This window comes from Pseudomonas sp. GM17, from assembly GCF_000282175.2.
GTDB lineage: Bacteria > Pseudomonadota > Gammaproteobacteria > Pseudomonadales > Pseudomonadaceae > Aquipseudomonas > Aquipseudomonas chlororaphis.
In genome coordinates this window covers 35,149-58,575 of record NZ_CP124732.1, presented here as the reverse complement: position 1 = coordinate 58,575, position 23,427 = coordinate 35,149, and the positions used below count along the sequence as shown (strand labels likewise).

The following is a 23,427-nucleotide window of genomic DNA, read 5'->3' as shown; positions in this document are numbered from 1 at the left end:
GGCAAAAAACAAGCCGAGGATTATACCCGAGCTATGACCTCACGCGCCAGTTGAGGTCGGGTTTGATGCGGGAACATTGCGTTTTAAAAGCTCAAGTAGCTGAATTTTTTCTTCGCCACTCAATTCGCTTTGACGCGATTTCCTGAGAAGTTGTTCCAAAGCACGCTCACTTTGGCGAGCGGACAAGCTTTTAATGGTGTCGAAAAACTGTTGTTCAAGGTTATCGCCCTCAATCAACCATTCCTTTTCTGCCAGCGCCTTGATCAGGCGGCCCTGTTCGGTGCCGTGCCAACGCGCCATCAGCTGATGAATAGAGCGTAGCTTAGGATTTTTCTGCACGGCTTCGATCAGGGCGACCAGCAACTGGGTATTGGTGTTGTCGTCGGCGGCGAAATGCCCGGCGTCTTCAACTTTCTCGGCCAGTTGCGGGTGATGCAGCAATGTTCGAAGGGCTGACAGTGTAGGAGGTTCGACGGCGGCCGGAACGCGCGGGGCACGTGGTTGATCGCGATCGCCATTGCGCTTGCCCTTTTTGTCCCACGGCTTGTTCTCCCACTTCTTGCCGCCGGCACCGCTTTTCTTCGGCGTCCATTCCTGCTGCGGCACATAGGCTTCTTGCGGCTCGTGGTAGTCGGCATAGTCCGGCATGGCGTCGTAATCGATGCCGGCGTCGTACGCCGGCGGCGCTTCTTGTGGGGCGCTGTGCACCAACTGGTTGACGGTTTCGTTGTTGAGCCCGGTAATTTCACTGAGGCGCTGGCGCATCAGGGTCCGCAGGTTGGCTCCGGGGACCTTGTCGATCAGCGGTGCAGCCAGGGTGGCCAGGTGGGCCTTGCCCTCGAGCGAGCGTGGATCGGCTTCGTCCGTCAGTTGCTGGAAGAAGTAGTCGGCCAGCGGTTGAGCGTGTTGATTGATACGTGCGCGAAAGGCGTCGGTGCCTTCAGAGCGGACCAGGGTATCCGGATCTTCCCCTTCGGGAAGAAACAGAAAACGCGCCCGGCGACCGTCCTGCAGGCTGGACAGGGTCGCCTCCAGCGCGCGCCAGGCGGCCTTGCGCCCGGCCTGGTCGCCGTCGAAACAGAACAGGACGCTGGGCACGATACGGAACAGGCGCTTGAGGTGTTCTTCGCTGGTGGCGGTACCCAGGGTCGCAACGGCGTTACGCAGGCCTTGTTGGGCGAGGGCAATCACGTCCATGTAGCCTTCGACGACGATGATTTCGTCGAGGTTGCGGTTGTTCTTGCGGGCTTCGAACAGGCCGTAAAGCTCCTGGCCCTTGTGAAAAACCGGCGTTTCCGGCGAGTTCAGGTACTTCGGTTTGTCATCGCCCAGTACCCGGCCACCAAAGGCGATGATCCGACCGCGGCTGTCGCGGATCGGAAACATCACCCGGTCGCGAAAGCGATCGTAGCGTTTGCCGGTTTCGGCATTTTCGATCAGCAGGCCGGCGTCGATCATGGCTTTCTGCTGCAGGGTGTCGCTGCTCAGGTGCTTGAACAGGTTGTCCCAGCCGGGCGGTGCAAAGCCGAGGCCGAAGTCGCGGGCGATCTCGCCGGTCAGGCCGCGCCCCTTGAGGTAGTCGACCGCGGCCTTGCGGGCCGGATGGCTTTTCAGGGCCTGGCGATAGTAATCGGCGGCGGCGATCAGCAGCGGGTAGAGCGGCGAGTCGGTTGGCTGTCGGGGTTTGTGCGAGCGGCCGCTTTCCTCGCGCGGGATCTCCATGCCGGCGGCTTTGGCCAGTTCCTCGACTGCCTGGGGGAAATCCAGGTTGTCGTGGTCCATGATGAAACCGAGGGCGTTGCCGCCCGCGCCACAGCCGAAGCAGTAGTAAAACTGCTTGTCGGGGCTGACGCTGAAGGAGGGGGTCTTTTCCTTGTGGAACGGGCAGCAGGCGGTGTAGTTCTTGCCGGCCTTTTTCATCTGCAGGCGCGAGCTGACAACATCGACGATGTCGGTGCGGTTCAGAAGGTCGTCAATAAAGCTCTGGGGAATCAGCCCGGCCATGGCGTTCTCGTCATCACTGCGCGAAAGAATTGGACCAATGCGAAGGCTTCGAAAGTGGGCTGTTCGAGACGCAACGGCTGCGCGTTCGACCATCTGTCGTCGGCTTGATCGCTATCGGGAAGTGTATCTGCCGAAAGTCCACTGACGTTAGTTTCAATCAGTCTTCGACTATTTGAAGATATTGCTCTGAGTCCGACAGGTCTCGGATGGCTCATAAGCGGGCGCTGGAGAAAGGCGCCTTGGACTGAGTCTGTTGAGGAATCAGAATAAAGTGTGCTCGTCAGTAGCCTTGGAAGGCTCGTCAGAAGAGACGTGCACCGCTGGCAGGAAGCCAGGTCTGACGTGGTGAAGCGGATTGTCTCGGTCGCATGCGCGGCGTTGACGGTGAAGCATCAAGCGTTGTCCGCAAATGCCATTAGCCCGGCTGAGGGCCGGGCTTGGCAGAAGCTTGCAGCGAACGTCTGTGTATTAGTACAGACGTACGGCGCGGCGCTGTTCGCGCTGAACTTTCTTGGCGTGACGCTTAACAGCAGCAGCTGCTTTGCGCTTACGCTCGGAAGTCGGCTTCTCGTAAAATTCGCGGCTACGAACTTCAGCCAGAACACCGGCTTTTTCGCAGGAGCGCTTGAAACGACGCAGAGCTACGTCGAAGGGTTCGTTCTCTTTAACTTTGACGGCTGGCATCCAGAGCTACCTTCATTCATTACCGGGGTCAACGTTCTCGTCGCAAAAATCGCGGCTGAGGTCGTCGGTTTTTAAGGGTTGCGGATGTTAACCCCTCATCGCTCGGAATGCAAAGCCTCTGATCGAAAACCGCTGGTCGGCTGAGGGAGTGGCGACTATTATGCGCGCCTTCGAATTTAGCCTCTACAAGGCGCAAACCCATGCTAGTACTGGGATTAGAAACTTCCTGCGACGAAACCGGCGTCGCGCTTTACGACAGCGAGCGGGGCCTGCTGGCCGATGCGCTGTTCAGTCAGATCGACCTGCATCGGGCCTATGGTGGCGTGGTGCCGGAGCTGGCCTCTCGCGACCATGTCAAGCGCATGCTGCCGCTGATTCGCCAAGTTCTGGCCGAGGCGGACTGTGTGCCGACCGAAATCGACGCCATTGCCTATACCGCTGGCCCGGGCCTGGTCGGAGCCCTTCTGGTGGGCGCTTCCTGTGCCCAGGCGCTGGCCTTCGCCTGGGGTATCCCGGCGCTGGGTGTGCACCACATGGAAGGGCACTTGCTGGCCCCTATGCTGGAAGAACAACCGCCGGAATTTCCGTTCGTCGCTTTGTTGGTTTCCGGTGGTCATACGCAGCTGGTGCGGGTCGATGGCATCGGCCAATACGAACTGATGGGCGAAACCCTGGATGATGCTGCCGGTGAAGCCTTCGACAAGACGGCGAAGCTGATCGGCCTGAATTATCCGGGCGGCCCGGAAATCGCTCGCCTGGCCGCCCAAGGCGTGGCCGGGCGCTTTGTTTTCCCGCGGCCGATGACCGATCGTCCAGGGCTGGATTTCAGTTTCAGTGGCTTGAAAACCTTCGCCCTGAATACCTGGCAGCAATGTGTCAGCGCTGGGGACGACGGCGAACAAACCCGTTGCGACATCTCGCTCGCCTTCCAGCAGGCGGTGGTGGAAACTCTGACCATCAAATGCAAGCGAGCCTTGAAGCAGGCCGGACTCAAGCGTCTGGTAATTGCTGGTGGCGTGAGCGCCAACAAGGCGCTGCGCGCGTCGCTGGAAAAAATGCTCGGCGAGATGAAGGGGAATGTGTTTTACGCCCGTCCTGAGTTCTGCACCGATAACGGCGCGATGATCGCGTTTGCCGGTTGCCAGCGTTTGCAGGCCGGTCAGCAGGAGAGCCTGGCGATCAGTGTGCAGGCGCGTTGGCCAATGGAGCAGTTGTCGCCGTTGTGAGTCGGTAATTGCCCGACCTGAGCCCGGTTCATCTTCAGGATTCAGAAATGCCGTTCGCGCCCGGCAAACAGGTCGCGTAGATTGCCGCGGTGGCGCCAGACGATGAGCAGTGTGAGGACGCTCATCGGCAGTAGCGCCGCCGGCGCCTGCCAGGCCAGCAATGGCAGGGTCAGGGGCGTGGCGATCAAGGCCGCCAGCGAGCTGGTGCGGGTCAGGTAGAAGGTCAGGAGCCAGGCGGCAATGGCCAGGAGCGCCGCTGGCGGATACAGTCCCAGCAGCATCCCGGCGGCGGTGGCGACACCCTTGCCGCCGCGAAAGCGAAAGTACACCGGAAACAGATGGCCCAGTACGGCGTAGAGCCCGATCCAGGCCTGTTGTTGGAGCGAAAGGCCTGCGAGACTGGCGATCAGCACGGGCAACAGCCCTTTGAGCAGGTCGCCGAGCAAGGTCAGTACCGCAAGTTTCTTGCCGGCCAGGCGCAACATGTTGGTGGCGCCGGCATTGCCCGAGCCACTCATTCGCGGATCGGGTTTACCGGTCAGGCGGCTGAGCAAGATGGCGAAGGACAGCGAGCCGAGCAGGTAGGCGAAGATCGCCAGTAACCAAAACATGCTAACTATTCCGGGCGAGGACGCCCTGATTCTAACGGCGCATTGCGCCCTTGTCGTGCTGCGGAGAAGAGTGCTTGGACAGAGTGTTTATCGAGGGTCTGGAAGTCGACACGGTGATCGGTGCCTACGACTGGGAGCGAGGCATCCGACAGTGCCTGCGCCTTGACCTGAGCTTCGCCTGGGACAACCGCCCGGCCGCGGCTGGTGACGACCTGACCCTGGCGCTCGACTACGCCAGCGTGTCTTCGCGGATCCAGGCGTTTGCCGAGCAAGCACAATTCCAGTTGGTGGAAACCTTTGCCGAGCGTCTGGCTGAAGTCCTGATGAGTGAGTTTCATATTCCCTGGTTGCACCTCAAGCTGACCAAGCCCGGTGCTGTTGCGGCCGCCAAAGGTGTGGGCGTGGAGATCGAGCGCGGATGTCGCTAACTCAGGTATTTCTTGGGCTCGGCAGCAATATCGAGCGCGAAACCCATCTGCTGGCTGGGCTCGATGCCCTGGCGGGCTTCCTGCAGGACATGCGCTGCTCGGCAGTGTTCGAAAGCCAGCCGGTCGGGATCAAGAGCGGGCCTTTCTTCAATCTGGTGGTTTCGGCCTTTACCGATCTGCCGCTGATGGAACTGGACCGTCGGTTGAAGTTCATCGAAGCGGATAACGGTCGTTATGCCCCGGACCGCAAGGGCCTGCCGCTGGATATTGATGTGCTGCTGTACGGCGATCTGGTGGGCAATTTCGACGGCTTGATCCTGCCGCGCGCCGAGATTCTGAAGAATGCCTTTGTGCTCTGGCCCTTGTCGCTGATGGCACCGGAAAGGGTTCATCCGCTGGCCGGACAGGACTTCGCCACCCTCTGGCGCGAAGCCCAAATCGACCAGGTGCTGGCGCCCGTGGCCTTTGAGTGGCGGGGCAGGCAGCTGACGCCGCCGGAGTTGGGATAGCTCTGGCTGATTGCTATCGGCTTGCGAGCAAGCTAGCTCCTACAGTGGAGCTAGCTCGTGATGTTTCTTACCGCGGGTGCTGTTCCTTGTAGGCTTTCAGCGCCTTCAGTCGCTCCCGTTTCAGCGCCTCTCCCAACTCCGGCCCCTTGAATCCCTGCTCCAGCAGCGGCTGCACCGCTACCGTTCGTGCTGCGGTGGCCGCGCCGCGCAAATAGTCCGCCTGGGGATAGGCGCTCTCCTCCAGTCCGAGACGACCGCGAGCATCCATTTCACAGGCGGCGATAAACTCCTCGAACCGCTGCGGCCGACGGTACACGTCAAAGCTTTGCAGCAGCTGCGCCAATGTCGAAGGTTTCAGTTCGAGGGCGCGATGGCCGTGGGTGTGGTACTGCCCCACCAGCAGCGCCAGTTCCTGGCAGTCGCGTGGCGCCTTGAAGCGTTCGTTGACGCACTTGATCAGCTTCAGGCCCTTGTGCTCGTGTGCGATGTGCTGTGGCCATTCGCTTTGCGGTGTCAGGCCTTTGCCTAGGTCGTGCAACAGGCACGCCCAGCGCACGCTCAATGGCTGCTTGTGCAGTGCCGCCTGCTCGAGAACGCTCAGTGTGTGCACACCGCTGTCGATCTCCGGGTGATGGGCGGCGGGTTGCGGAACGCCGAACAGCGCCTCCACTTCGGGCAGCAGGACCTTGAGCGCTCCACAGTCGCGCAGCACCCGGATGAACACTTGGGGGTGATCTTCCATCAGTGCGCGGGAAATTTCCTTCCAGCTGCGCTCCGGCGTCAGGGCTTCCAGTTCGCCTGATTCGCTGAGCTGGCGCATCAATTCGAGGGTGTCAGGCGCCACCCGGAAACCGAGCCCAGCGTAGCGAGCAGCAAAGCGGGCAACGCGCAGGACACGCAGCGGATCTTCGGCGAATGCGGGGGAAACGTGGCGAAGCAGGCGGTTCTCCAGGTCCTGCTGGCCGTGATATGGATCCGTCAGCACGCCATGGTCGTCTTCCGCCATGGCGTTGATTGTCAGGTCGCGGCGGATCAGGTCTTCTTCGAGGGTGACCTCGGGGCTGGCGTGAAAGGTGAAGCCGCCATAACCCCGACCGCTTTTGCGTTCGGTGCGGGCCAGGGCATATTCCTCGCCGCTCTTGGGGTGAAGAAAGACCGGAAAGTCCGAGCCTACCGGCCGAAAGCCGTTGGCGAGCATTTCTTCGGCCGTGGCACCGACTACCACCCAGTCGATGTCGGTTACCGGTTTGCCCAGCAGGCGATCGCGTACCGCACCGCCGACCTTGTAAATCTGCATAAAAAACCTCCGTTAGCCCGACAGAATAACCCTTGCGCCGAGCTTTCGGAGGTTTGTCATGCGTTCAGAGGTGGATGACAGCCAGGTCCAGGCGGCCGTAGTCCCCTTCGTTGTGATCGCTTCTTGGCGGTACGTGATGGGTTTTCATCACCTGGTCGCCCTGCAGGGTTTCCAGATGGATGTCGAACCCCCACAGCCGATGCAGGTGCTTGAGGACTTCGTCGGTGGAGTCACCCAATGGTTTGCGGTCGTGCTGTTGGTGGCGCAGGGTCAGCGAGCGGTCACCCCGTCTATCGATGCTCCAGATCTGCACGTTGGGCTCGCGGTTACCCAGGTTGTACTGGGCCGCAAGGGTTTCGCGGATGACTCGATAGCCGCTTTCGTCATGAATGGCCGGTACCAGCAAGTCGTCTTTCTGGTCGTCGTCCAGGATACTGAACAGCTTGAGATCGCGGATCACCTTGGGCGACAGGTACTGCAGGATGAAACTCTCGTCCTTGAAGCTGCTCATGGCGAACTTGATGCTGGAAAGCCAGTCGGTCCCGGCCAGTTCCGGGAACCAGCGACGGTCTTCCTCGGTCGGCTCTTCGCAGATGCGCCGGATATCGCGGTACATGGCGAAACCCAGGGTGTAGGGGTTGATGCCGTTGTAGTAAGGGCTGTCGAAGCCAGGCTGGAAGACCACGCTGGTGTGGGAGGCGAGGAATTCCATCATGAAACCGTCGGTCACCAGGCCTTCGTCATACAGGTCGTTCATCAGGGTGTAGTGCCAGAATGTTGCCCAGCCTTCGTTCATCACCTGGGTCTGGCGTTGCGGGTAGAAATACTGGGCGATCTTGCGCACGATCCGCACGATTTCCCGCTGCCACGGCTCCAGCAGCGGCGCGTGTTTCTCGATGAAGTACAGGATGTTTTCCTGCGGCTCGGCGGGGAAGCGCGCGTTGTCCTTGTCGCTGAACTTGTCCGTGCCTTTGGGAATGGTGCGCCATAGGTCGTTGATCTGTTTCTGCAAGTGTTCTTCCCGGTCCTTTTGCCGGCGTCGTTCTTCTTCCGCGGAAATCGGATAAGGACGTTTGTAGCGGTCCACCCCATAGTTCATCAGGGCATGGCAGGAGTCCAGGAGGTCCTCCACGGCGTCGATGCCGTGGCGCTCTTCGCACTGCATGATGTACTGCTTGGCGAACACCAGGTAATCGATGATCGAACTGGCATCCGTCCAGGTGCGGAACAGATAGTTGCCCTTGAAGAAGCTGTTATGGCCATAGCAGGCATGGGCCACCACCAGTGCCTGCATACAGATGGTGTTTTCTTCCATCAGGTAGGCAATGCATGGGTCCGAGTTGATCACGATCTCGTAGGCCAGCCCCATCTGGCCGCGGCTGTAGGACTTTTCGGTGCTAAGGAAGTGCTTGCCATAGGACCAGTGGTGATAACCCAGGGGCATGCCGACAGAGGCGTAGGCGTCCATCATCTGTTCGGCGGTGATCACTTCGATCTGGTTGGGATAGGTATCCAGGGCGTAACGCGCCGCGATACGGCTGATTTCGCGGTCGTAGGCCTGGATCAGCTCGAACGTCCATTCCGAACCGGTGGAAATAGGCTGGCGTTTCTGCTCTCTGGCGGTCATGTCACTAACCTGCGCTGGAAGAGTTCACGGAAGACCGGATAGATATCTCCGGCCGAGACCAGTTGCTGCTGGGCGAAAGTATCGGAAAAGGCTTCGGCGATGCGCTCGTATTCGAACCACAGGGCCTGATGTTCGCGCGGGGTAATCTCCACGTAAGTGTAGTACTGCACGAAGGGCATGATCTGGTTGATCAGGATGTCGCGGCAGATCGGCGAGTCGTCGTTCCAGTTGTCGCCGTCGGAAGCCTGGGCGGCGTAGATGTTCCACTCGTTGCTCGGATAACGCTCGGCCATGATCTCCTGCATCAGTTTCAAGGCGCTGGAGACGATGGTGCCGCCGGTTTCCCGGGAGTAGAAGAACTCCTCCTCATCCACTTCACGCGCACTGGTGTGGTGGCGAATGAACACTACGTCGATCTTGTCGTAGTTACGCTTGAGAAACAGGTACAGAAGGATGAAGAAGCGCTTGGCGATGTCCTTGGTGGCCTGGGTCATGGAGCCGGAAACGTCCATCAGGCAAAACATCACGGCCTTGGAGCTGGGGTTTGGCTGTTTGACCAGCAGGTTGTACTTGAGGTCGAAGGTGTCGAGGAACGGCACCCGATGGATACGGGCGCTGAGACGCTCGATTTCCGCTTCCATTTCCTGAATATCGCCGAAGTTGTCCGGTTCTTCGCGTTTCAGGCGTTCAAGTTCCTCTTTGACTTCGCGCAGTTTTGCCCGGCTGCTGCCGGACAGGGCGATGCGTCGGGCATGGGCCGAGCGCAGGGTCCGAATGATGTTGATGCGCGAGGGATTGCCTTCGTTGCTGATCCCGGCTCGAACGGTCTTGAAGGTGTCGGTCCCGCTCAGGTTGCGTTTGACCAGGTTCGGCAACTCCAGGTCTTCGAACATGAACTCGAGGAATTCTTCCTGGGTAATCTGGAAAACGAACTCGTCCATGCCTTCGCCGGAATTGCCGGCCTTGCCCCGGCCACCTCCGCCACCACCGCCTTGAGGGCGTGCGATGTGCTCGCCGGCCGTGAACTCCTTGTTTCCCGGGTGCACCACGGTCTGTTTGCCGCCGCGCCCATGATGGAGCACCGGTTCATCAATATCCCGGCCTGGAATGCTGATTTGTTCGCCATGCTCCATGTCAGTGATGGAACGGCGGCTGACCGCCTCTTCGACGGCCTTCTTGATGTGGTCACGATAGCGCCGCAGAAACCGCTGACGGTTTACCGTGCTTTTGTTCTTGCCATTGAGACGTCGGTCGATCACATAACTCATGACTGCTCCTTAGAAGCGGTCTTGAAGCTCGCAAGCGGCCCGGGCGGGGGGAGGGGGCGACAAGGTGTCCTGCCGCCGGTCCTCTGCCCGAGCCTCGCTGCGAACGTTCAAACGCGCTTCCTGAAGCCTGTGTAGCAGAAATCGCTAAGACAGGCTCCTGGCTAACGACAACCGGTGCAACCGGCGGGTTACTGCGATTTTCTGACCCGCAGATACCACTCGGACAGCAGTCGTACCTGTTTGTCGGTGTAGCCGCGCTCGACCATTCGGGTAACAAAGTCGTTGTGTTTCTGTTGATCCTCTTTGCTGGCCTTGGCATTGAAGCTGATGACCGGGAGCAGGTCCTCGGTGTTGGAGAACATTTTCTTCTCGATGACCACCCGCAGTTTTTCGTAGCTGAGCCAGGTCGGGTTCTTGCCGTTGTTGTTGGCTCGGGCCCGCAATACGAAATTGACTATTTCGTTGCGGAAGTCCTTTGGATTACTGATGCCGGCCGGTTTCTCGATTTTCTCCAGCTCTTCGTTGAGCGCGACCCGATTGAGGATCTCGCCGGTTTCCGGATCGCGGTATTCCTGATCCTGAATCCAGAAGTCCGCATACAGCACATAGCGGTCGAAGATGTTCTGACCGTATTCGCTGTAGGACTCCAGGTACGCCGTCTGGATTTCCTTGCCGATGAACTCGATGTACCGCGGAGCCAGGTATTCCTTCAGGAAGCGCAGATAGCGTTCGCGGGTTTCCGCCTGGAATTGCTCCTGTTCGATCTGTTGTTCGAGCACATAGAGCAGGTGTACCGGGTTGGCCGCGATCTCGTGGGGATCGAAGTTGAAGACTTTCGACAGGATCTTGAAGGCGAAGCGGGTCGACAGACCGTTCATGCCTTCATCCACGCCGGCGGCGTCGCGGTATTCCTGGATCGACTTGGCTTTCGGATCGGTGTCTTTGAGGTTCTCGCCGTCGTAGACGCGCATTTTCGAGTAGATGTTCGAGTTCTCCGGTTCCTTGAGGCGCGAGAGCACGGTGAACTGAGCGAGCATTTTCAGGGTGTCGGGAGCGCAATGCGCCTTGGACAGGGAGCTGTTGAACAGCAGTTTGTCGTAGATTTTGACTTCGTCGCTGACCCGCAGGCAGTACGGGACTTTGACGATATAGATCCGGTCGATGAAGGCTTCGTTGTTCTTGTTGTTACGGAAGGTGTGCCATTCCGATTCGTTGGAGTGAGCCAGCAGGATGCCGGTGAAGGGGATCGCGCCCAGACCCTCGGTACTGTTGTAGTTGCCTTCCTGGGTGGCCGTCAGCAATGGGTGCAGCACCTTGATCGGTGCCTTGAACATTTCGACGAACTCCATCAGGCCCTGGTTGGCCCGGCACAGTGCGCCCGAATAGCTATAGGCGTCGGCGTCGTTCTGCGGGAATTCTTCCAGCTTGCGAATATCGACCTTGCCCACCAGTGCGGAAATGTCCTGGTTGTTCTCGTCCCCCGGTTCGGTCTTGGCGACGGCGATCTGGTTGAGGATCGAGGGATAGAGCTTGACCACCCGGAACTGGCTGATGTCGCCACCGAACTCGGACAGGCGCTTGGTGGCCCAGGGCGACATGATGGTGTTCAGGTAGCGCCGTGGGATACCGAAGTCTTCTTCGAGGATCGCGCCATCTTCCGTGGCGTTGAACAACCCAAGAGGCGACTCGAATACCGGAGAGCCCTTGATGGCGTAGAAGGGCACCTTCTCGATCAGTTGTTTGAGTTTCTCGGCCAGGGATGATTTGCCGCCACCGACGGGGCCGAGGAGGTAGAGGATCTGTTTCTTTTCTTCCAGGCCCTGAGCGGCATGGCGGAAGTAGGAGACGATCTGGTCGATGCATTCTTCCATTCCATGGAAGTCTTCAAAGGCCGGATAGCGACGGATCACTTTGTTGGAGAAGATCCGTGACAGTCTCGAATTGGTCGACGTGTCCAGCAGCTCCGGTTCGCCGATAGCCAGAAGCAGGCGTTCAGCGGCCGACGCGTAGGCGCTACGGTCCTTTTTGCAGAGCTCCAGGTACTCCTGTAGCGAGAACTCTTCCTGGCGTGTGGATTCGAAGCGTTGTTGGAAGTGGCTAAAAATACTCATGACGTCACCTCGCTCGATACGTGGAGCCGACGCCGGATCAGTCAGTCAAGTGCTGGCATGCAGCCGGGAATCCGGCTGATGTTTACCCCCCAGAACACTTTCAAAGCTATCGACCTTGAAAGCTAGTACCGATGACCCGCACGCCGGTGTACCGGCTCTCCCCTGATTGGATGGCCTGAGGCTAAGGATAGTTCGGAATCGGGGAGGTAAAGGTGGAATACGCAATTTGTTCAAGTGACCGTTCGTCGGTCGTGGCGCCAGCCCGCGAATGACGCGGGCTGGCGCACAGAAAAAATTATTCGCTACCACCCTGGGCAATTTCCGCAGGGTAGGTAGTCCGCCACAGTTCGAAGCCACCGTCCAGGCTGTAGACATCGGAGAACCCCTGGCTGATCAGGTAGGCCGCCGCGCTTTGGCTGGAGTTACCGTGATAGCAGACGACCACCAGTGGGGCGTCGAGATCGGCGTTGCGGATGAAGTCGGAGATGGAGTGGTTGTCCAGATGCAAGGAGCCGCTGATGTGGTTCAGGGCAAAGGTCTGCGGATCGCGGATGTCGACCACCACGGCGCCTCGCTCGCGCAGTGCCTGGGCCTGTTCTGGGGGGATGCGTTTGAGTTCGCTCATGGCGGGCTCCTGGGCCTGGTGGCAAGCGCCGTCTAGCGCTTGGCGGTGATTGGCATGGGTTCAGGGGAAGGTTGATTGGCCTGGGGCTTGATGTGGCCGTGGGCGTCGCACTCACATTCGAGGCGTTGGCCGGTGTCGACGTTCAGCAAGGTCAGGGCGCCGCCCCAGACGCAGCCAGTGTCCAGGGCGACGACGCCGGGCTGGTTGCAGTTGCCTTCGAGGGCGGCCCAGTGACCGAAGATGATTTTCACGTCCCGGGTCTTGCGTTCCTTGTGCTCGAACCACGGCGCGTAACCTGGTGGGGCGGTGTCCGGCCCTTCCTTACCCTTGAGGTCGAGCTTGCCATCGCTGGTGCAGAAACGCATGCGGGTGAAATAGTTGGTGATTACCCGCAGACGGGTCACGCCTTTGAGTTCGCTGTCCCATTTTGTCGGGTCGTTGCCGTACATACCGTCCAGATAGGGCTCGAAGCGGTTGTCGTCCCGCAGTGCTTCTTCGACTTCGGTGGCGCACTTGAGGGCTTTTTTCAGCGACCACTGTGGCGGTATCCCCGCGTGCACCAGGGCGACGTTGCGCTGTTCGTCATAGTGCATCAGTTTTTGCTGGCGCAGCCACTGGAGCAACTCCTCGCAATCCGGCGCGTTGAGGATCTCGCGCAGGGTGTCGGCTTTCTTCAGGCGCTCGATATTGCGCCAGACGGCCAGCAGGTGCAGGTCGTGATTGCCCAGCACGCACACTAGGGAGTCGCGCATGGCATAAAGAAAGCGCAGGGTTTCCAGCGACTGCGGGCCGCGGTTGACCAGGTCGCCGACCAGCCACAGGCGATCCTTGGTCGGGTCGAAAGCGACCTTTTCAAGCAGGCACTGCAAAGGTCCCAGGCAGCCTTGCAGGTCACCGACGGCGTAAGTCGTCATCAGTGCAGGGCTCCGGGCACGGCCAGGCGGAAGGGGGCGATGATGGCGTCGAAGTGTTTGCCGTCTTCGGCGAGCATCTGATAGCTGCCCTGCATATTGCCGACGCGTGTGGTCATGACCGTGCCGCTGCTGTAGGTGTGGCTTTTGCCCACGGCGATCAGCGGCTGCTGGCCGACGACGCCGGCACCGCGAACTTCTTCGACGTGCCCGTCGCCATCGGTGATCACCCAGTGCCGCGAGAGCAATTTGGCGGGCAGCAGGCCATTGTTCTGTACGGTGATGGTGTAGGCGAAGGCAAAGCGGTTCTGCTCGGGTTGCGACTGTTCTGCGAGAAAGCGGGTGACGACGCTGACGTCGATCTGATAACGGGGATCGGACATGCAAGGGGCCTTAAAACGAAGCGGGACGCGGGACAAAGCTGATGGAGGTCAGTCTAGGCCAAATATCGGGTAGTAAACCAGACGTGGAGCCTGGCGTCTTACCCGATAACGCTGGTGGCGTGTCAGCTGGCGCTGGCGGTGTCCGCGGCTTGTTCGCTGAGCTTGTCGGCCAGGCGAACGAAGGCTGCCAGGTCCAGTTGCTCCGGACGCAGGCTGCCATCGACGCCGGCGGCTTCGATCTCGGCGCTTGTGAGCAGAGCCTTGAGGGTATTGCGCAGGGTCTTGCGGCGCTGGTTGAAGGCTTCGCGGACGATGCGCTCCAACAGGCGATGATCCTTGGCTGGATGCGGCAGCACGGCGTGTGGCACCAGGCGGACGATTGCCGAGTCGACTTTCGGTGGCGGATTGAATGCGCCAGGACCGACGTTGAACAGATGCTCCACTCGGCAGTGGTACTGGACCATGATCGACAGACGGCCCCAGTCACCGCCGCCCGGGCCTGCGGCGAGGCGCTCGACCACTTCTTTCTGCAGCATGAAGTGCATGTCGCGGATCAGCCCGGCGTTCTGCAGCAGGTGAAAGATCAGCGGAGTGGAGATGTTGTAGGGCAGGTTGCCAACCACCCGCAGGCTGCCAGGCGCGGCATTCAGGCTGTTGAAGTCGAACTTCAGGGCATCGCCCTGGTGCAGGCTGAAATTGTCCCGGCCAGCAAACTGCTGGTTGAGGATCGGCACCAGGTCCTTGTCCAGCTCGACCACATCCAGCTGGGCGCCGCTGTTGAGCAGGCCCTCGGTCAGGGCGCCCTGGCCAGGGCCGATTTCCAGCATGCGGTCGCCGGATTTGGCATTGATGGAGCGCAGGATGCGGTCGATCACGCCGGCGTCATGCAGGAAGTTCTGGCCGAAGCGCTTGCGCGCCCGGTGTTGGTATTGCTCGGTCATAAACGGGTCTCGGCCATCTGGTAGGCGGTTTCCAGGGCGACTTTCAGGCTGCCGGTATCGATCTTGCCGCTGCCGGCCAGATCCAGGGCTGTGCCGTGGTCGACCGAGGTGCGGATGATCGGCAAGCCCAACGTCACGTTGACCGCGGCGCCGAAGCCTTTGTACTTCAGCACGGGCAGCCCCTGGTCATGGTACATCGCCAGCACTGCGTCGCAGTGCTCCAGATATTTGGGGGTAAACAGAGTGTCGGCGGGCAGGGGGCCGCGCAGGTCCATGCCTTCGTTGCGCAGACGCTCCAGGGTGGGTTCGATGATATCGATTTCTTCATGGCCCAGATGTCCGCCTTCGCCGGCATGCGGGTTGAGCCCGCAGACCAGGATGCGTGGCTGGGCGATGCCGAATTTGTTGCGCAGGTCCGCATGCAGAATGCGCGTAACCCGCTCCAGGCGCTCCGGGGTAATGGCGTCGGCGATGTCCCGCAGGGGCAGGTGAGTGGTCACCAGTGCCACGCGCAGGCCATGGGTAGCCAGCATCATCACCACTTGTTCGGTGTGCGTCAGGTCGGCGAGAAACTCGGTATGGCCGGAAAAGGCGATGCCGGATTCGTTGATCACACCCTTGTGCACCGGGGCGGTAATCATGCCGTCGAAATGCCCGTCCAGGCAGCCTTGGCCGGCCCGGATCAGGGTTTCCAGAACGAACGCGGCGTTGGCCTTGTCCAGCTGACCAGTGACGACTTTGGCCGCCAGCGGGGTATCCCAGACATAGAGACTACCGGCGGCAGCCGGCTGGTTCGGCCAATTGTCGGGGCCGACCGCAATCAGGCTGACGGCCACACCCAGCTGCGCGGCCCGCTCGATAAGCAGGTCGCGGCTGGTGATGGCAATCAGGGGGTGTGGCTGTTGTTGCGAGGCGAGCAGCAGGCACAGGTCGGGACCTATACCGGCTGGCTCGCCGGGGGTGAGCGCGAAACGCTTGGGTTTCACTGTGCCGCCTGGTCGGCGCCAGGAAGTTTGATCTCGACGTAGGCTTCATCACGAATCTGGCGCAGCCAGGTTTGCAGCTCTTCGTCGTATTTACGGTTGCGCAGCACGGTCATCGCTTGCTGTTCGCGGGCCTGGCTGGTGCTGTCAGTGGCGCGGCGGCCAAGGACTTCCAGTACGTGCCAGCCATATGGGCTCTGGAACGGCTTGGATAGCTGACCTTGCGGGGTCTTGGCCATCACCTCGCGGAACTCGGGAACCAGGGCGTTCGGGTCGATCCAGCTGAGGTCGCCACCGTTGAGGGCGGAACCCGGATCTTCCGAGTAGCTTTTCGCCAGTTCGGCAAAGTCTTCGCCGGCTTCGATGCGCTCGTAGAGCTTCTGGGCCAGGCGTTTGGTTTCTTCTTCGCTGCGAATTTCACTTGGCTTGATCAGGATATGACGGACATGCACTTCGTCACGCATCTGATTGCCGCCGCCGCGTTTTTCCAACAGCTTCAGGATGATGAAGCCGCCTGGAGTGCGAGCTGGCTGGGTGATATCGCCCACTGCCATGGCACTCAGTTCGCGGTCGAACGGAGGGGGCAGTTGAGCGGCTTTACGCCAGCCCATGTCACCACCTTCCAGGGCGTTGTCGCTGCCTGAGCGGGCGATGGCCAGCTGAGCGAAGTCGGCGCCTTGCTTGAGTTGCTGGTAGATGTCCATGGCCTGGCGCGCGGCGCTCTGAATCGCTTCGGAGTTGGCGCTTTCCGGGGTTGGAATCAGGATATTGGCCAGGTGCAGCTCTTCGGACAGTTGCATCTTGCCCAGGTCGGAGGCGAGGAAGTTCTTCACTTCCTGCTCGGAGACCTGAATGCGTTCGGCAACACGGCGCTGACGCACGCGACTGATGACCATCTCGCGGCGAATCTGCTCACGGGCGTCCTGATAGGACAGGCCATCACGAGCCAGGGCGGCGCGGAATTGATCAGGCGTCATGTTGTTGCGCTGGGCGATGGTGCCGACGGCCTGGTTCAGCTCTTCATCGGTGATGCGGATGCCGGAGCGCTCGCCGATCTGCAGTTGCAGGTTTTCGACGATCAGGCGTTCCAGTACCTGCTGGTTGAGGACCTCGGCGGGTGGCATGCCGCTGCCGCGCTTGGCGATGGTTTGCTGAACTTCGTGAACCCGTTGGTCCAGCTGGCTCTGCATGACTACGTCGTTATCGACGATGGCCACCACTTTGTCGATGGGTTGTACTGCGGCGTTGGCCGCGGTACCCAGGAACAGCGCGCCCAACATCAGCGGGCGCAGACAATCAGAAAGCTTGGTCTTCACGTTCACGGTAACCTTGAATGCCTTTGTCGAGGAAGCTCTCTACCTTGGCGCCAGTCAGGCCGCCGAGTCCTTTCAGGACTATTTGCAGGAAGATGCCATGGTCGCCTTTCTCGTTCTGCGGGGCGTCTTGACTGGTTTCGTCATACTTGACCCAGTAACGGTTGATCAGGCGCAGTTTCCAGCAGCAGTTGTCGTATTCGAAACCACCGAAGGCATCGAGGGTACGGTTGCGGTTGTAGTCGTACTGCCAGCGGCTGATCAGGTTCCATTGCGGCACGATCGGCCAGATCACCGAGAAGTCATGCTGCTTGATCTTGTAGTAGTCCTTCACATAGCCAGGTTGTCCTGGAGTGCCGTAGTCACCGCCACCCACCGACCATTTACCCGTGGACTGGTCGTAACGAACCAGGTCGTTGCGATAACGATAACCGGCGTTGATGACCTTGTTCGGGTTGTCTTCCGGTTGGTAGTGGAACATCGCGCTACCGGAGCGAGGGCTGTGGCTGTCCGGATCCCAGTTGTAGTCGGCAGTGGTACGCCAGTCGCGGTTCCAGCGGTACTCGTATTCCAGTGCATAAGGCGAAACATTGGAGTGCGCGTCGTCGCGGGTTTTCGCATCGATACCCGGCAACTGGACTTCGCGGTCCTTGAAGTACAAGGCCTGACCGATGCTGATGCGTTGACGTTCAAAGCCGTTCTCTTCGATCCAGCGGTTGGTGACGCCGAGGGACAATTTGTTCTCGTCGCCTACACGGTCGGAGCCGGTGAAACGATTATCACGGAACAGCGACGAGTAGTTGAACGTAGACTCGCTGGTATCGAATACCGGGATGTCGCTCTGGTCTTTCTCCGGTACATAGAGATAGTACAGGCGTGGTTCCAGGGTCTGACGATAGTTCTTGCCGAACCATTGGGTGTTGCGGTCGAAGTACAGGCCGCTGTCGATACTGGCGATAGGCACGCCACGGTTCTGATTGCTGCTGTAAGTACCGTTCAGGCGATTCTGTTCCGCGGTCTGTGCAGCAACCTGGCTCTTGCCGATACTGTCCAGATCCAGATCGTACTGGGTGTATTGATACTTGAGAGACGGCTTCAGGAAGCCATAGGTCCAGTTAAGCGGAAGGCTTACCGACGGTGCAAGATTCAGGCGGTTGCCATTGGCACGCGCCAGACCCTGGATGTTGCGATCGAGTCGTGGTGTGCCAACACCGTCCTCATCAAAGTATGTGCCGTTTTCCAGGTCCCGATCAAAACGAACAATTTCTGTTTCGTAATTGAAGTCCAACCCGCCCGGATGCTGCGGTAAGAAACCATTCAAGGTGAGTTGTGGCAAGCGGTTGTAAGGCGTGATGTTTGATACGGTCGCCAGTTGGTAAGCCTGGGCATTAAGCCGTGCGGTATAGGTATCGCCGCGATAGCTCACTGCACCTTGCTGGTTCACGTAATCACGGCTTTCCACGCCAATCTGGTCGCTCTGCAGATCCTGGAAGTAGTACGGATCGCTGATCTTGGTGTAGTCGACCTCGGTCATTACCCGCGAATCGAGCCCGCCCTTGTGCTGCCAGTTGTACATGTAGCGGGTTTTTTCGTAGTCCGACTGCAGTTTGCGGTCATCGTTGTCGTCGTTGAGGTACGCCGCGCCGAACTGACCTTCACTGGACTTGGTCAGGTAGCGGAATTCGCCTTCCATCAACATACCGCGCTTGCTCATGTAGCGCGGGTACAACGTGGCGTCGTAGTTCGGCGCCAGGTTGAAGTAGTACGGAGTGACCAGCATGAAGCCGGTGTCGCTGCCGCTGCCGATGGTCGGCGGCAGGAAGCCGGACTGGCGACGGTCGTCGATCGGGAAGTAGATGTACGGCGTGTACAGGACCGGAATGTCCTTGACGCGCAATGTCACGTTGGTCGCTGTGCCGAAGCCGGTCGCCGGGTTCAGGGTGATGTTGTTGCCCTTGAGCTGCCAGGCGTTGCTGCTCGGTTCGCACGTGGTGTAGGTACCATCCTTGAGGCGGATGATCGCGTTCTCGGCACGCTTGGCGTACAGCGCGTTACCGCGGATGCGCGATTTGTGCATCACGTATTCGGCGTTGTCGACCTTGGCTTCGCCGGTGTCCAGCTGCACGTCGGCGTGATCGCCGACCAGCAGGGCGCCGTTGTCGCGCAGGCGGACGTTGCCGTTCAGCTCGCCACGGTTCTCGGCCTGGTACAGGTTGGCCTCGTCGGCCTCGACCTGCATGCTGCCCTGGCGCATGACCACATCACCGGCCAGGGTAGCGATCTGCTGCTCCTGCTGGTAACGCGAAGCCTTGGCGCCGATAAAGGTCGGCGCGTCACTTTTATTCGTCTTGTCATTCATGCCAGGACGAATCGGTTCGATATAAGCACCAGCACAGTAAGGACCGGTCTCGGCCAATTGGGCGGCGGTGAGCTTCTCGCGCGGAACCCAGTCGAGGTGACTGTAGTCTTCGCTGCGGGACTTCAGGCCGCGGCCCTTGGACTCGGTAACCAGCATCGGCTTGGCGCCGGTGTCTTCGCTGGTTTCGCCGCCTTCGGCCGATGCAGCGGTGCTCGAGCTGACCGCACTCGCGTCATGCACGGGGCGCGGAGGCAGTTGAGCGGCGCTGGTTTTCGGCGCGCAGTCCCAGCCACCCGAAGCAGAGACTGAGCAGTCATACTGTTCTGCGGCGACCACGAACGAAGTGGCTAGGGGTTGCAGGGCCAGCAGACTGCCAGTAACCAACAACGGAAATTTTTTACGAAACGCGGGGGATTTCAATGCCATCTTATTAGTCCGGGCTTCCTGCGTGCCATCTGCCCGCGGTGTGGGCCGCACGCCTCTCGATGGTCTGAAAAAGATGCTGGATAATAAAGCATGACCCGCTTGACGGCTAGCGCCGTCGGAGACCCTTGCAATGCCTGACCAAGATGTACGCTTGCAACACCTGAAAGTTTGGCTCGATGAACAGTTGTCGATTGTTTATGCCTCCAACGGTTGGGGCCCCGTGCCCCCGGCCACATTGACCGCGGCCAGCAGCGACGCGAGTTTTCGGCGGTATTTCCGCTGGGAAGGCGAAGGCCGCAGCTTTGTTGTGATGGATGCTCCACCGCCCCAGGAAAACTGCAAACCCTTCGTGGATATCGCCCATCTGTTGGCAAAATCCGCAACCAATGTGCCGAAAATTTATGCAGAAGATTTGCCGCGCGGCTTTCTTTTGCTCAATGACCTGGGCAACAAAACCTATCTGGACGTGATCGACGGCGAAAATGCCGACGCTCTGTTCAAGGATGCGCTGCAAACCTTGCTGGCTTTCCAGCAGTTGCCGATGGATGCGCCGTTGCCCAGTTATGACGTCGCTTTGCTGCGCCGTGAGCTGGAACTGTTCCCCGAGTGGTACGTGGGGCGCGAGCTGGGCGTCGAGCTGAATGAGCGCCAGCGCGGCCAATGGCAGCGGGTCAGCGAGCTGCTGATCGAAAGCGCCCTGGCCCAGCCCAAGGTGCTGGTGCATCGTGACTATATGCCGCGCAACCTGATGCTCAGCGAACCCAATCCGGGCGTGCTGGATTTCCAGGACGCGGTCTATGGCCCGGTGACCTATGACGTCACCTGCCTGTTCAAGGATGCTTTTCTCAGCTGGCCCGAAGCGCGGGTGCGCGGCTGGCTGGAAGACTACTGGCAGCAAGCGTCCCGGCTCGGGATCGCGGTACAACCCGATTTCGAGGATTTCCTGCGCGCCAGCGACCTGATGGGCGTACAGCGCCATCTCAAGGTGATCGGGATCTTCGCGCGGATCTGCCACCGCGACGGCAAGCCCCGCTACCTGGGCGACGTGCCGCGTTTCTTCGCTTATATAGAGGCCGTCCTGGCCCGTCGGCCGGAGCTGGCGGAGTTGGGCGAACTGTTGGCCAGCCTGCGTCAACCGGTCGGAGCCTGTGTATGAAGGCAATGATTCTGGCCGCGGGCAAGGGCGAACGGATGCGCCCCTTGACCCTGACCACGCCCAAGCCATTGATCCGCGCCGCCGGTGTGCCGCTGATCGAGTACCACCTGCGGGCACTGGCCCGGGCGGGCTTTACCGAAATCGTCATCAACCATGCCTGGCTGGGGCAGCAGATCGAAGATCATCTGGGCGATGGCTCGCGCTTCGGCTTGAGCATCCGCTATTCGCCGGAGGGCGAGCCGCTGGAAACCGGCGGCGGTATTTTCCGCGCCTTGCCATTGCTGGGCGACGAACCCTTTGTGGTGGTCAATGGCGATGTCTGGACCGATTACGATTTCCGCTCGTTGAACCGTCCGCTGGATGCGTTGGCGCACCTGGTGCTGGTGGACAACCCGGCTCACCACACCGCCGGGGATTTCATCCTCAGCGATGCCCGGGTGCGGGACGCCGAGCCGGGCGCGAAGACCCTGACCTACAGCGGCATCGCGGTGTTGCACCCGGACCTGTTCCAGGGCTGCACACCAGGTGCGTTCAAGCTGGCGCCCCTGTTGCGCAAGGCCATGGCCGATGGACAGGTCAGTGGCGAGCGTTTGCAGGGACACTGGGTCGATGTCGGCACCCATGAGCGTCTGGCGGAAGTCGAAACCTTGTTAGAAGCGAGTCGTTGATATGTTGTGGCCAGGGACTCTGATCGGAGCCGGGGCTGGCTTTGCCATAGCCAGTATCCCGGGGGCCATGCTGGGAGCGTTGCTGGGACAGGCGCTGGACCGGCGTTTGCAATTGCATAGCTGGGCCCAGGTGCGTGAGCGGCTGGGCGGTCGACCGGCGTTGCGCAACGATGAACTGCTGTTCGTGCTCTTGGGGCGGCTGGCGAAAAGCGATGGCCGGGTGGTCGATGGGCATATCCAGCAGGCGCGTCTGGAAATGCGCTCGCTGGATATGAGCGAAGCCGCGCAGCGCCGGGCCATTGCCGCGTTCAATCGGGGCAAGTCGGGTAACGATCGGCTACGGGGCTACCTGCGACGCCTGGCGACGCAGCCTCATGCCGCCGAGGGTGTGTTGCGCGCTTGCTGGCGGATGGTCTGGGCCGATGGCCGGGCCGGCCCCTCCGAGCGCGAGCTGATCCAGCTCTGGGGCAAGTGGCTGGGCTGGACTGTGCAGCAGGTGCAGGCGTTGGCGGCGGACTACGAGCCGAGCAAAAAGCCGTTGGCCAACAGCAGTGGCACTTATCAGGACGCGTTGCGCCTGCTGGGTGTCTCGGCGACCAGCGAGCCTTCGCAGATCAAGCGCGCCTACCGGCGCCTGCTCAGTCGCCATCACCCGGACAAGATTGCCGGCAGCGGCGCAAGCCCCTTGCAGGTGCGTGAAGCCACGGAGAAAACCCGCGAGCTGCACAGCGCTTACGCACTGATCCGCGAGCGTCGGGATTTTCGTTAGAGAGGCTCGTTAGAGGGATGCGTTAGAGATATTCGCTAGAGGGAAATGCCCCACGCCCGGCCCCGCACCTTGCCAAAAACAGGAGCGGGACCGGGCACGGCGGGATTCAGTCTTGCGCGGGTTGCGGGCTCAGCCAGCCGCGTACGCGTCTGAACAGTTGCTCGTTTTCAGCCGTGCTGTTGCCCGGCAGGGCGTTGAGCGAGACCTGGGTGAAGTTGGCGTTCTTCTGACGCTTGCTCGCCTGCAGGCGTTCCAGGGCGTTCTTGCGAGCCTGCGCGTTGTCCTTGTAGAAAAAATCGGCGGTCGCCAGCTTCAGGGTCGGCGTCAGTTCCGCCAGTCCGGGTTTGCCGATGGACGGGGTCTGGGCAGCCACCAGCACCAGCTTTTGAATCTCCGGCGGCTGTTTTTCGCTCAGGTAGCGCGTGGCCCAGTAGGCGCCGCTGCCATGGCCCAGCAACACAATGCTGCGGGCGTTCTGCTGCTGGGCGTAGGTCACCGCGGCGTCGATACGGGCAAAAATCCGCTCGGCGTCGGCCTTGGCCTGTTCTTCGCTACTCTCCACCACCGCGCGATCGGCAATCTCGGCTTCGCCACCGGCGGCCTGTTCGATCGGTTTGGGCGCTGCCGTGGCGGCATCTTTGCTGCTAGTGTCGGCGGTCGCGGGCGCAGGTTCGGCCTCGACGATGCGGGGTTGCGCCGCATCGCTTTGCAGGTCGGGCAAGGTCAGGCTCAGGCTGCTCCAGTCGGCATCCGGCAATCTGTTGCGCAAAGGGCCGATTGCCTGAGGCCAGTCAGCGGTTTCGCCAGCGCCAGGGATGATAATCACCGCGCCTTTGGGGTCGCTGGTGTTGGCGGGTTTCCACAGGGCCAGAAAGCTCTCGCTGTCGGCTTGCAGTGACTGTTGTTCGCTGGATGGCAGGACTCGTTCGAGGGCCGCTGCATCTTCCTGGCTACGCTCAAGGAGCGGCTGGCGTTCGGCCGGTTTTTCCGCGGCAGGCTGTTCTGCCGGGGCGGCTTGCGGATCGGCGGCCTCGACCGAAAAGGCACAAGGCAGGATCAGCGACAGGCACAATGCGGGCAGTGCCGTGCGGTGGACAAGGGACATCGGTTATTCCAGGCCAGAAGTAA

The 23,427-nt window shown here is 60.4% G+C and carries 21 protein-coding genes; 6 read left to right on the top strand and 15 right to left on the bottom strand.

Annotation, left to right across the window (positions count from 1 at the left end):
* Positions 1 to 39: 39 nt before the first annotated feature.
* Positions 40 to 2,004, bottom strand: coding sequence for a DNA primase (gene dnaG / locus PMI20_RS00270; protein WP_007926107.1), 1,965 nt, complete (start codon positions 2,002 to 2,004; stop codon positions 40 to 42).
* 468 nt (positions 2,005 to 2,472) lie between these two features.
* Positions 2,473 to 2,688 (bottom strand): 30S ribosomal protein S21, encoded by a 216-nt coding sequence (gene rpsU / locus PMI20_RS00265; protein ID WP_002551877.1) that lies wholly within the window; start codon positions 2,686 to 2,688, stop codon positions 2,473 to 2,475.
* Between the two features lie 200 nt (positions 2,689 to 2,888).
* Here rpsU and tsaD point away from each other — a divergent pair, with 200 nt between their 5' ends.
* A complete protein-coding gene (gene tsaD / locus PMI20_RS00260; protein WP_007926109.1) occupies positions 2,889 to 3,914 on the top strand; it encodes a tRNA (adenosine(37)-N6)-threonylcarbamoyltransferase complex transferase subunit TsaD in 1,026 nt (341 codons plus the stop codon).
* Between the two features lie 41 nt (positions 3,915 to 3,955).
* Here the strand turns inward: tsaD and plsY are convergent, their stop codons facing one another.
* The gene (plsY, locus tag PMI20_RS00255; protein ID WP_007926112.1) at positions 3,956 to 4,525 is read right to left on the bottom strand and encodes a glycerol-3-phosphate 1-O-acyltransferase PlsY; all 570 of its coding nucleotides are present in this window, start codon (positions 4,523 to 4,525) and stop codon (positions 3,956 to 3,958) included.
* 74 nt (positions 4,526 to 4,599) lie between these two features.
* Between plsY and folB the strand changes: the two genes are divergently transcribed.
* On the top strand, positions 4,600 to 4,953 hold the full coding sequence (gene folB / locus PMI20_RS00250; protein ID WP_007926118.1) for a dihydroneopterin aldolase: 354 nt from the start codon (positions 4,600 to 4,602) through the stop codon (positions 4,951 to 4,953).
* Positions 4,944 to 5,462: a 2-amino-4-hydroxy-6-hydroxymethyldihydropteridine diphosphokinase gene (gene folK / locus PMI20_RS00245; RefSeq protein ID WP_007926120.1), complete on the top strand. Its 519-nt coding sequence runs from the start codon at positions 4,944 to 4,946 to the stop codon at positions 5,460 to 5,462. The genes folB and folK overlap by 10 nt, the downstream gene beginning before the upstream one ends.
* Before the next feature lie 67 nt (positions 5,463 to 5,529).
* Here the strand turns inward: folK and PMI20_RS00240 are convergent, their stop codons facing one another.
* The 11 genes from PMI20_RS00240 to PMI20_RS00190 form a co-directional block, all read right to left on the bottom strand.
* A complete protein-coding gene (locus PMI20_RS00240; RefSeq protein WP_007926121.1) occupies positions 5,530 to 6,759 on the bottom strand; it encodes a multifunctional CCA addition/repair protein in 1,230 nt (409 codons plus the stop codon).
* A gap of 64 nt (positions 6,760 to 6,823) precedes the next feature.
* Positions 6,824 to 8,386, bottom strand: coding sequence for a SpoVR family protein (locus PMI20_RS00235; protein WP_007926122.1), 1,563 nt, complete (start codon positions 8,384 to 8,386; stop codon positions 6,824 to 6,826).
* On the bottom strand, positions 8,383 to 9,654 hold the full coding sequence (locus tag PMI20_RS00230) for a YeaH/YhbH family protein (protein ID WP_007926123.1): 1,272 nt from the start codon (positions 9,652 to 9,654) through the stop codon (positions 8,383 to 8,385). Before PMI20_RS00230 ends, PMI20_RS00235 begins: the two co-directional genes overlap by 4 nt.
* A gap of 188 nt (positions 9,655 to 9,842) precedes the next feature.
* Positions 9,843 to 11,765: a PrkA family serine protein kinase gene (locus tag PMI20_RS00225; RefSeq protein ID WP_007926124.1), complete on the bottom strand. Its 1,923-nt coding sequence runs from the start codon at positions 11,763 to 11,765 to the stop codon at positions 9,843 to 9,845.
* 295 nt (positions 11,766 to 12,060) lie between these two features.
* Positions 12,061 to 12,390 carry a thiosulfate sulfurtransferase GlpE gene (glpE, locus tag PMI20_RS00220; RefSeq protein ID WP_007926125.1) on the bottom strand — a complete coding sequence of 110 codons (330 nt, stop codon included), beginning with the start codon at positions 12,388 to 12,390 and terminating at the stop codon, positions 12,061 to 12,063.
* A 32-nt stretch (positions 12,391 to 12,422) separates the two neighbouring features.
* Positions 12,423 to 13,304, bottom strand: coding sequence for a symmetrical bis(5'-nucleosyl)-tetraphosphatase (locus tag PMI20_RS00215; protein WP_007926127.1), 882 nt, complete (start codon positions 13,302 to 13,304; stop codon positions 12,423 to 12,425).
* Positions 13,304 to 13,684 carry a Co2+/Mg2+ efflux facilitator ApaG/CorD gene (apaG, locus tag PMI20_RS00210; RefSeq protein WP_007926128.1) on the bottom strand — a complete coding sequence of 127 codons (381 nt, stop codon included), beginning with the start codon at positions 13,682 to 13,684 and terminating at the stop codon, positions 13,304 to 13,306. Before apaG ends, PMI20_RS00215 begins: the two co-directional genes overlap by 1 nt.
* 122 nt (positions 13,685 to 13,806) lie before the next feature.
* The gene (gene rsmA, locus PMI20_RS00205; RefSeq protein ID WP_007926129.1) at positions 13,807 to 14,625 is read right to left on the bottom strand and encodes a 16S rRNA (adenine(1518)-N(6)/adenine(1519)-N(6))-dimethyltransferase RsmA; all 819 of its coding nucleotides are present in this window, start codon (positions 14,623 to 14,625) and stop codon (positions 13,807 to 13,809) included.
* Positions 14,622 to 15,611 carry a 4-hydroxythreonine-4-phosphate dehydrogenase PdxA gene (pdxA, locus tag PMI20_RS00200; protein ID WP_007926130.1) on the bottom strand — a complete coding sequence of 330 codons (990 nt, stop codon included), beginning with the start codon at positions 15,609 to 15,611 and terminating at the stop codon, positions 14,622 to 14,624. Before pdxA ends, rsmA begins: the two co-directional genes overlap by 4 nt.
* Positions 15,608 to 16,924, bottom strand: coding sequence for a peptidylprolyl isomerase SurA (gene surA, locus PMI20_RS00195; protein WP_037034744.1), 1,317 nt, complete (start codon positions 16,922 to 16,924; stop codon positions 15,608 to 15,610). Before surA ends, pdxA begins: the two co-directional genes overlap by 4 nt.
* Complete coding sequence (locus PMI20_RS00190) at positions 16,905 to 19,706, bottom strand: LPS-assembly protein LptD (protein ID WP_007926139.1); 2,802 nt, start codon at positions 19,704 to 19,706, stop codon at positions 16,905 to 16,907. Before PMI20_RS00190 ends, surA begins: the two co-directional genes overlap by 20 nt.
* Positions 19,707 to 19,836: 130 nt before the next feature.
* On the opposite strand from PMI20_RS00190, the gene PMI20_RS00185 reads away from it, so the two are divergent.
* Genes PMI20_RS00185 through PMI20_RS00175 form a run of 3 tightly spaced genes read left to right on the top strand, consistent with a single transcriptional unit; the run spans position 19,837 to position 22,299 of the window.
* The gene (locus PMI20_RS00185) at positions 19,837 to 20,862 is read left to right on the top strand and encodes an aminoglycoside phosphotransferase family protein (protein WP_007926143.1); all 1,026 of its coding nucleotides are present in this window, start codon (positions 19,837 to 19,839) and stop codon (positions 20,860 to 20,862) included.
* A complete protein-coding gene (gene murU, locus PMI20_RS00180; RefSeq protein WP_007926144.1) occupies positions 20,859 to 21,530 on the top strand; it encodes an N-acetylmuramate alpha-1-phosphate uridylyltransferase MurU in 672 nt (223 codons plus the stop codon). The genes PMI20_RS00185 and murU overlap by 4 nt, the downstream gene beginning before the upstream one ends.
* A 1-nt stretch (position 21,531) precedes the next feature.
* On the top strand, positions 21,532 to 22,299 hold the full coding sequence (locus PMI20_RS00175; RefSeq protein WP_007926146.1) for a TerB family tellurite resistance protein: 768 nt from the start codon (positions 21,532 to 21,534) through the stop codon (positions 22,297 to 22,299).
* Positions 22,300 to 22,405: 106 nt separating this feature from the next.
* Here PMI20_RS00175 and PMI20_RS00170 read toward each other — a convergent pair whose 3' ends face one another.
* Positions 22,406 to 23,404: an alpha/beta hydrolase family protein gene (locus PMI20_RS00170; RefSeq protein ID WP_007926148.1), complete on the bottom strand. Its 999-nt coding sequence runs from the start codon at positions 23,402 to 23,404 to the stop codon at positions 22,406 to 22,408.
* Between the last annotated feature and the right edge of the window lie 23 nt (positions 23,405 to 23,427).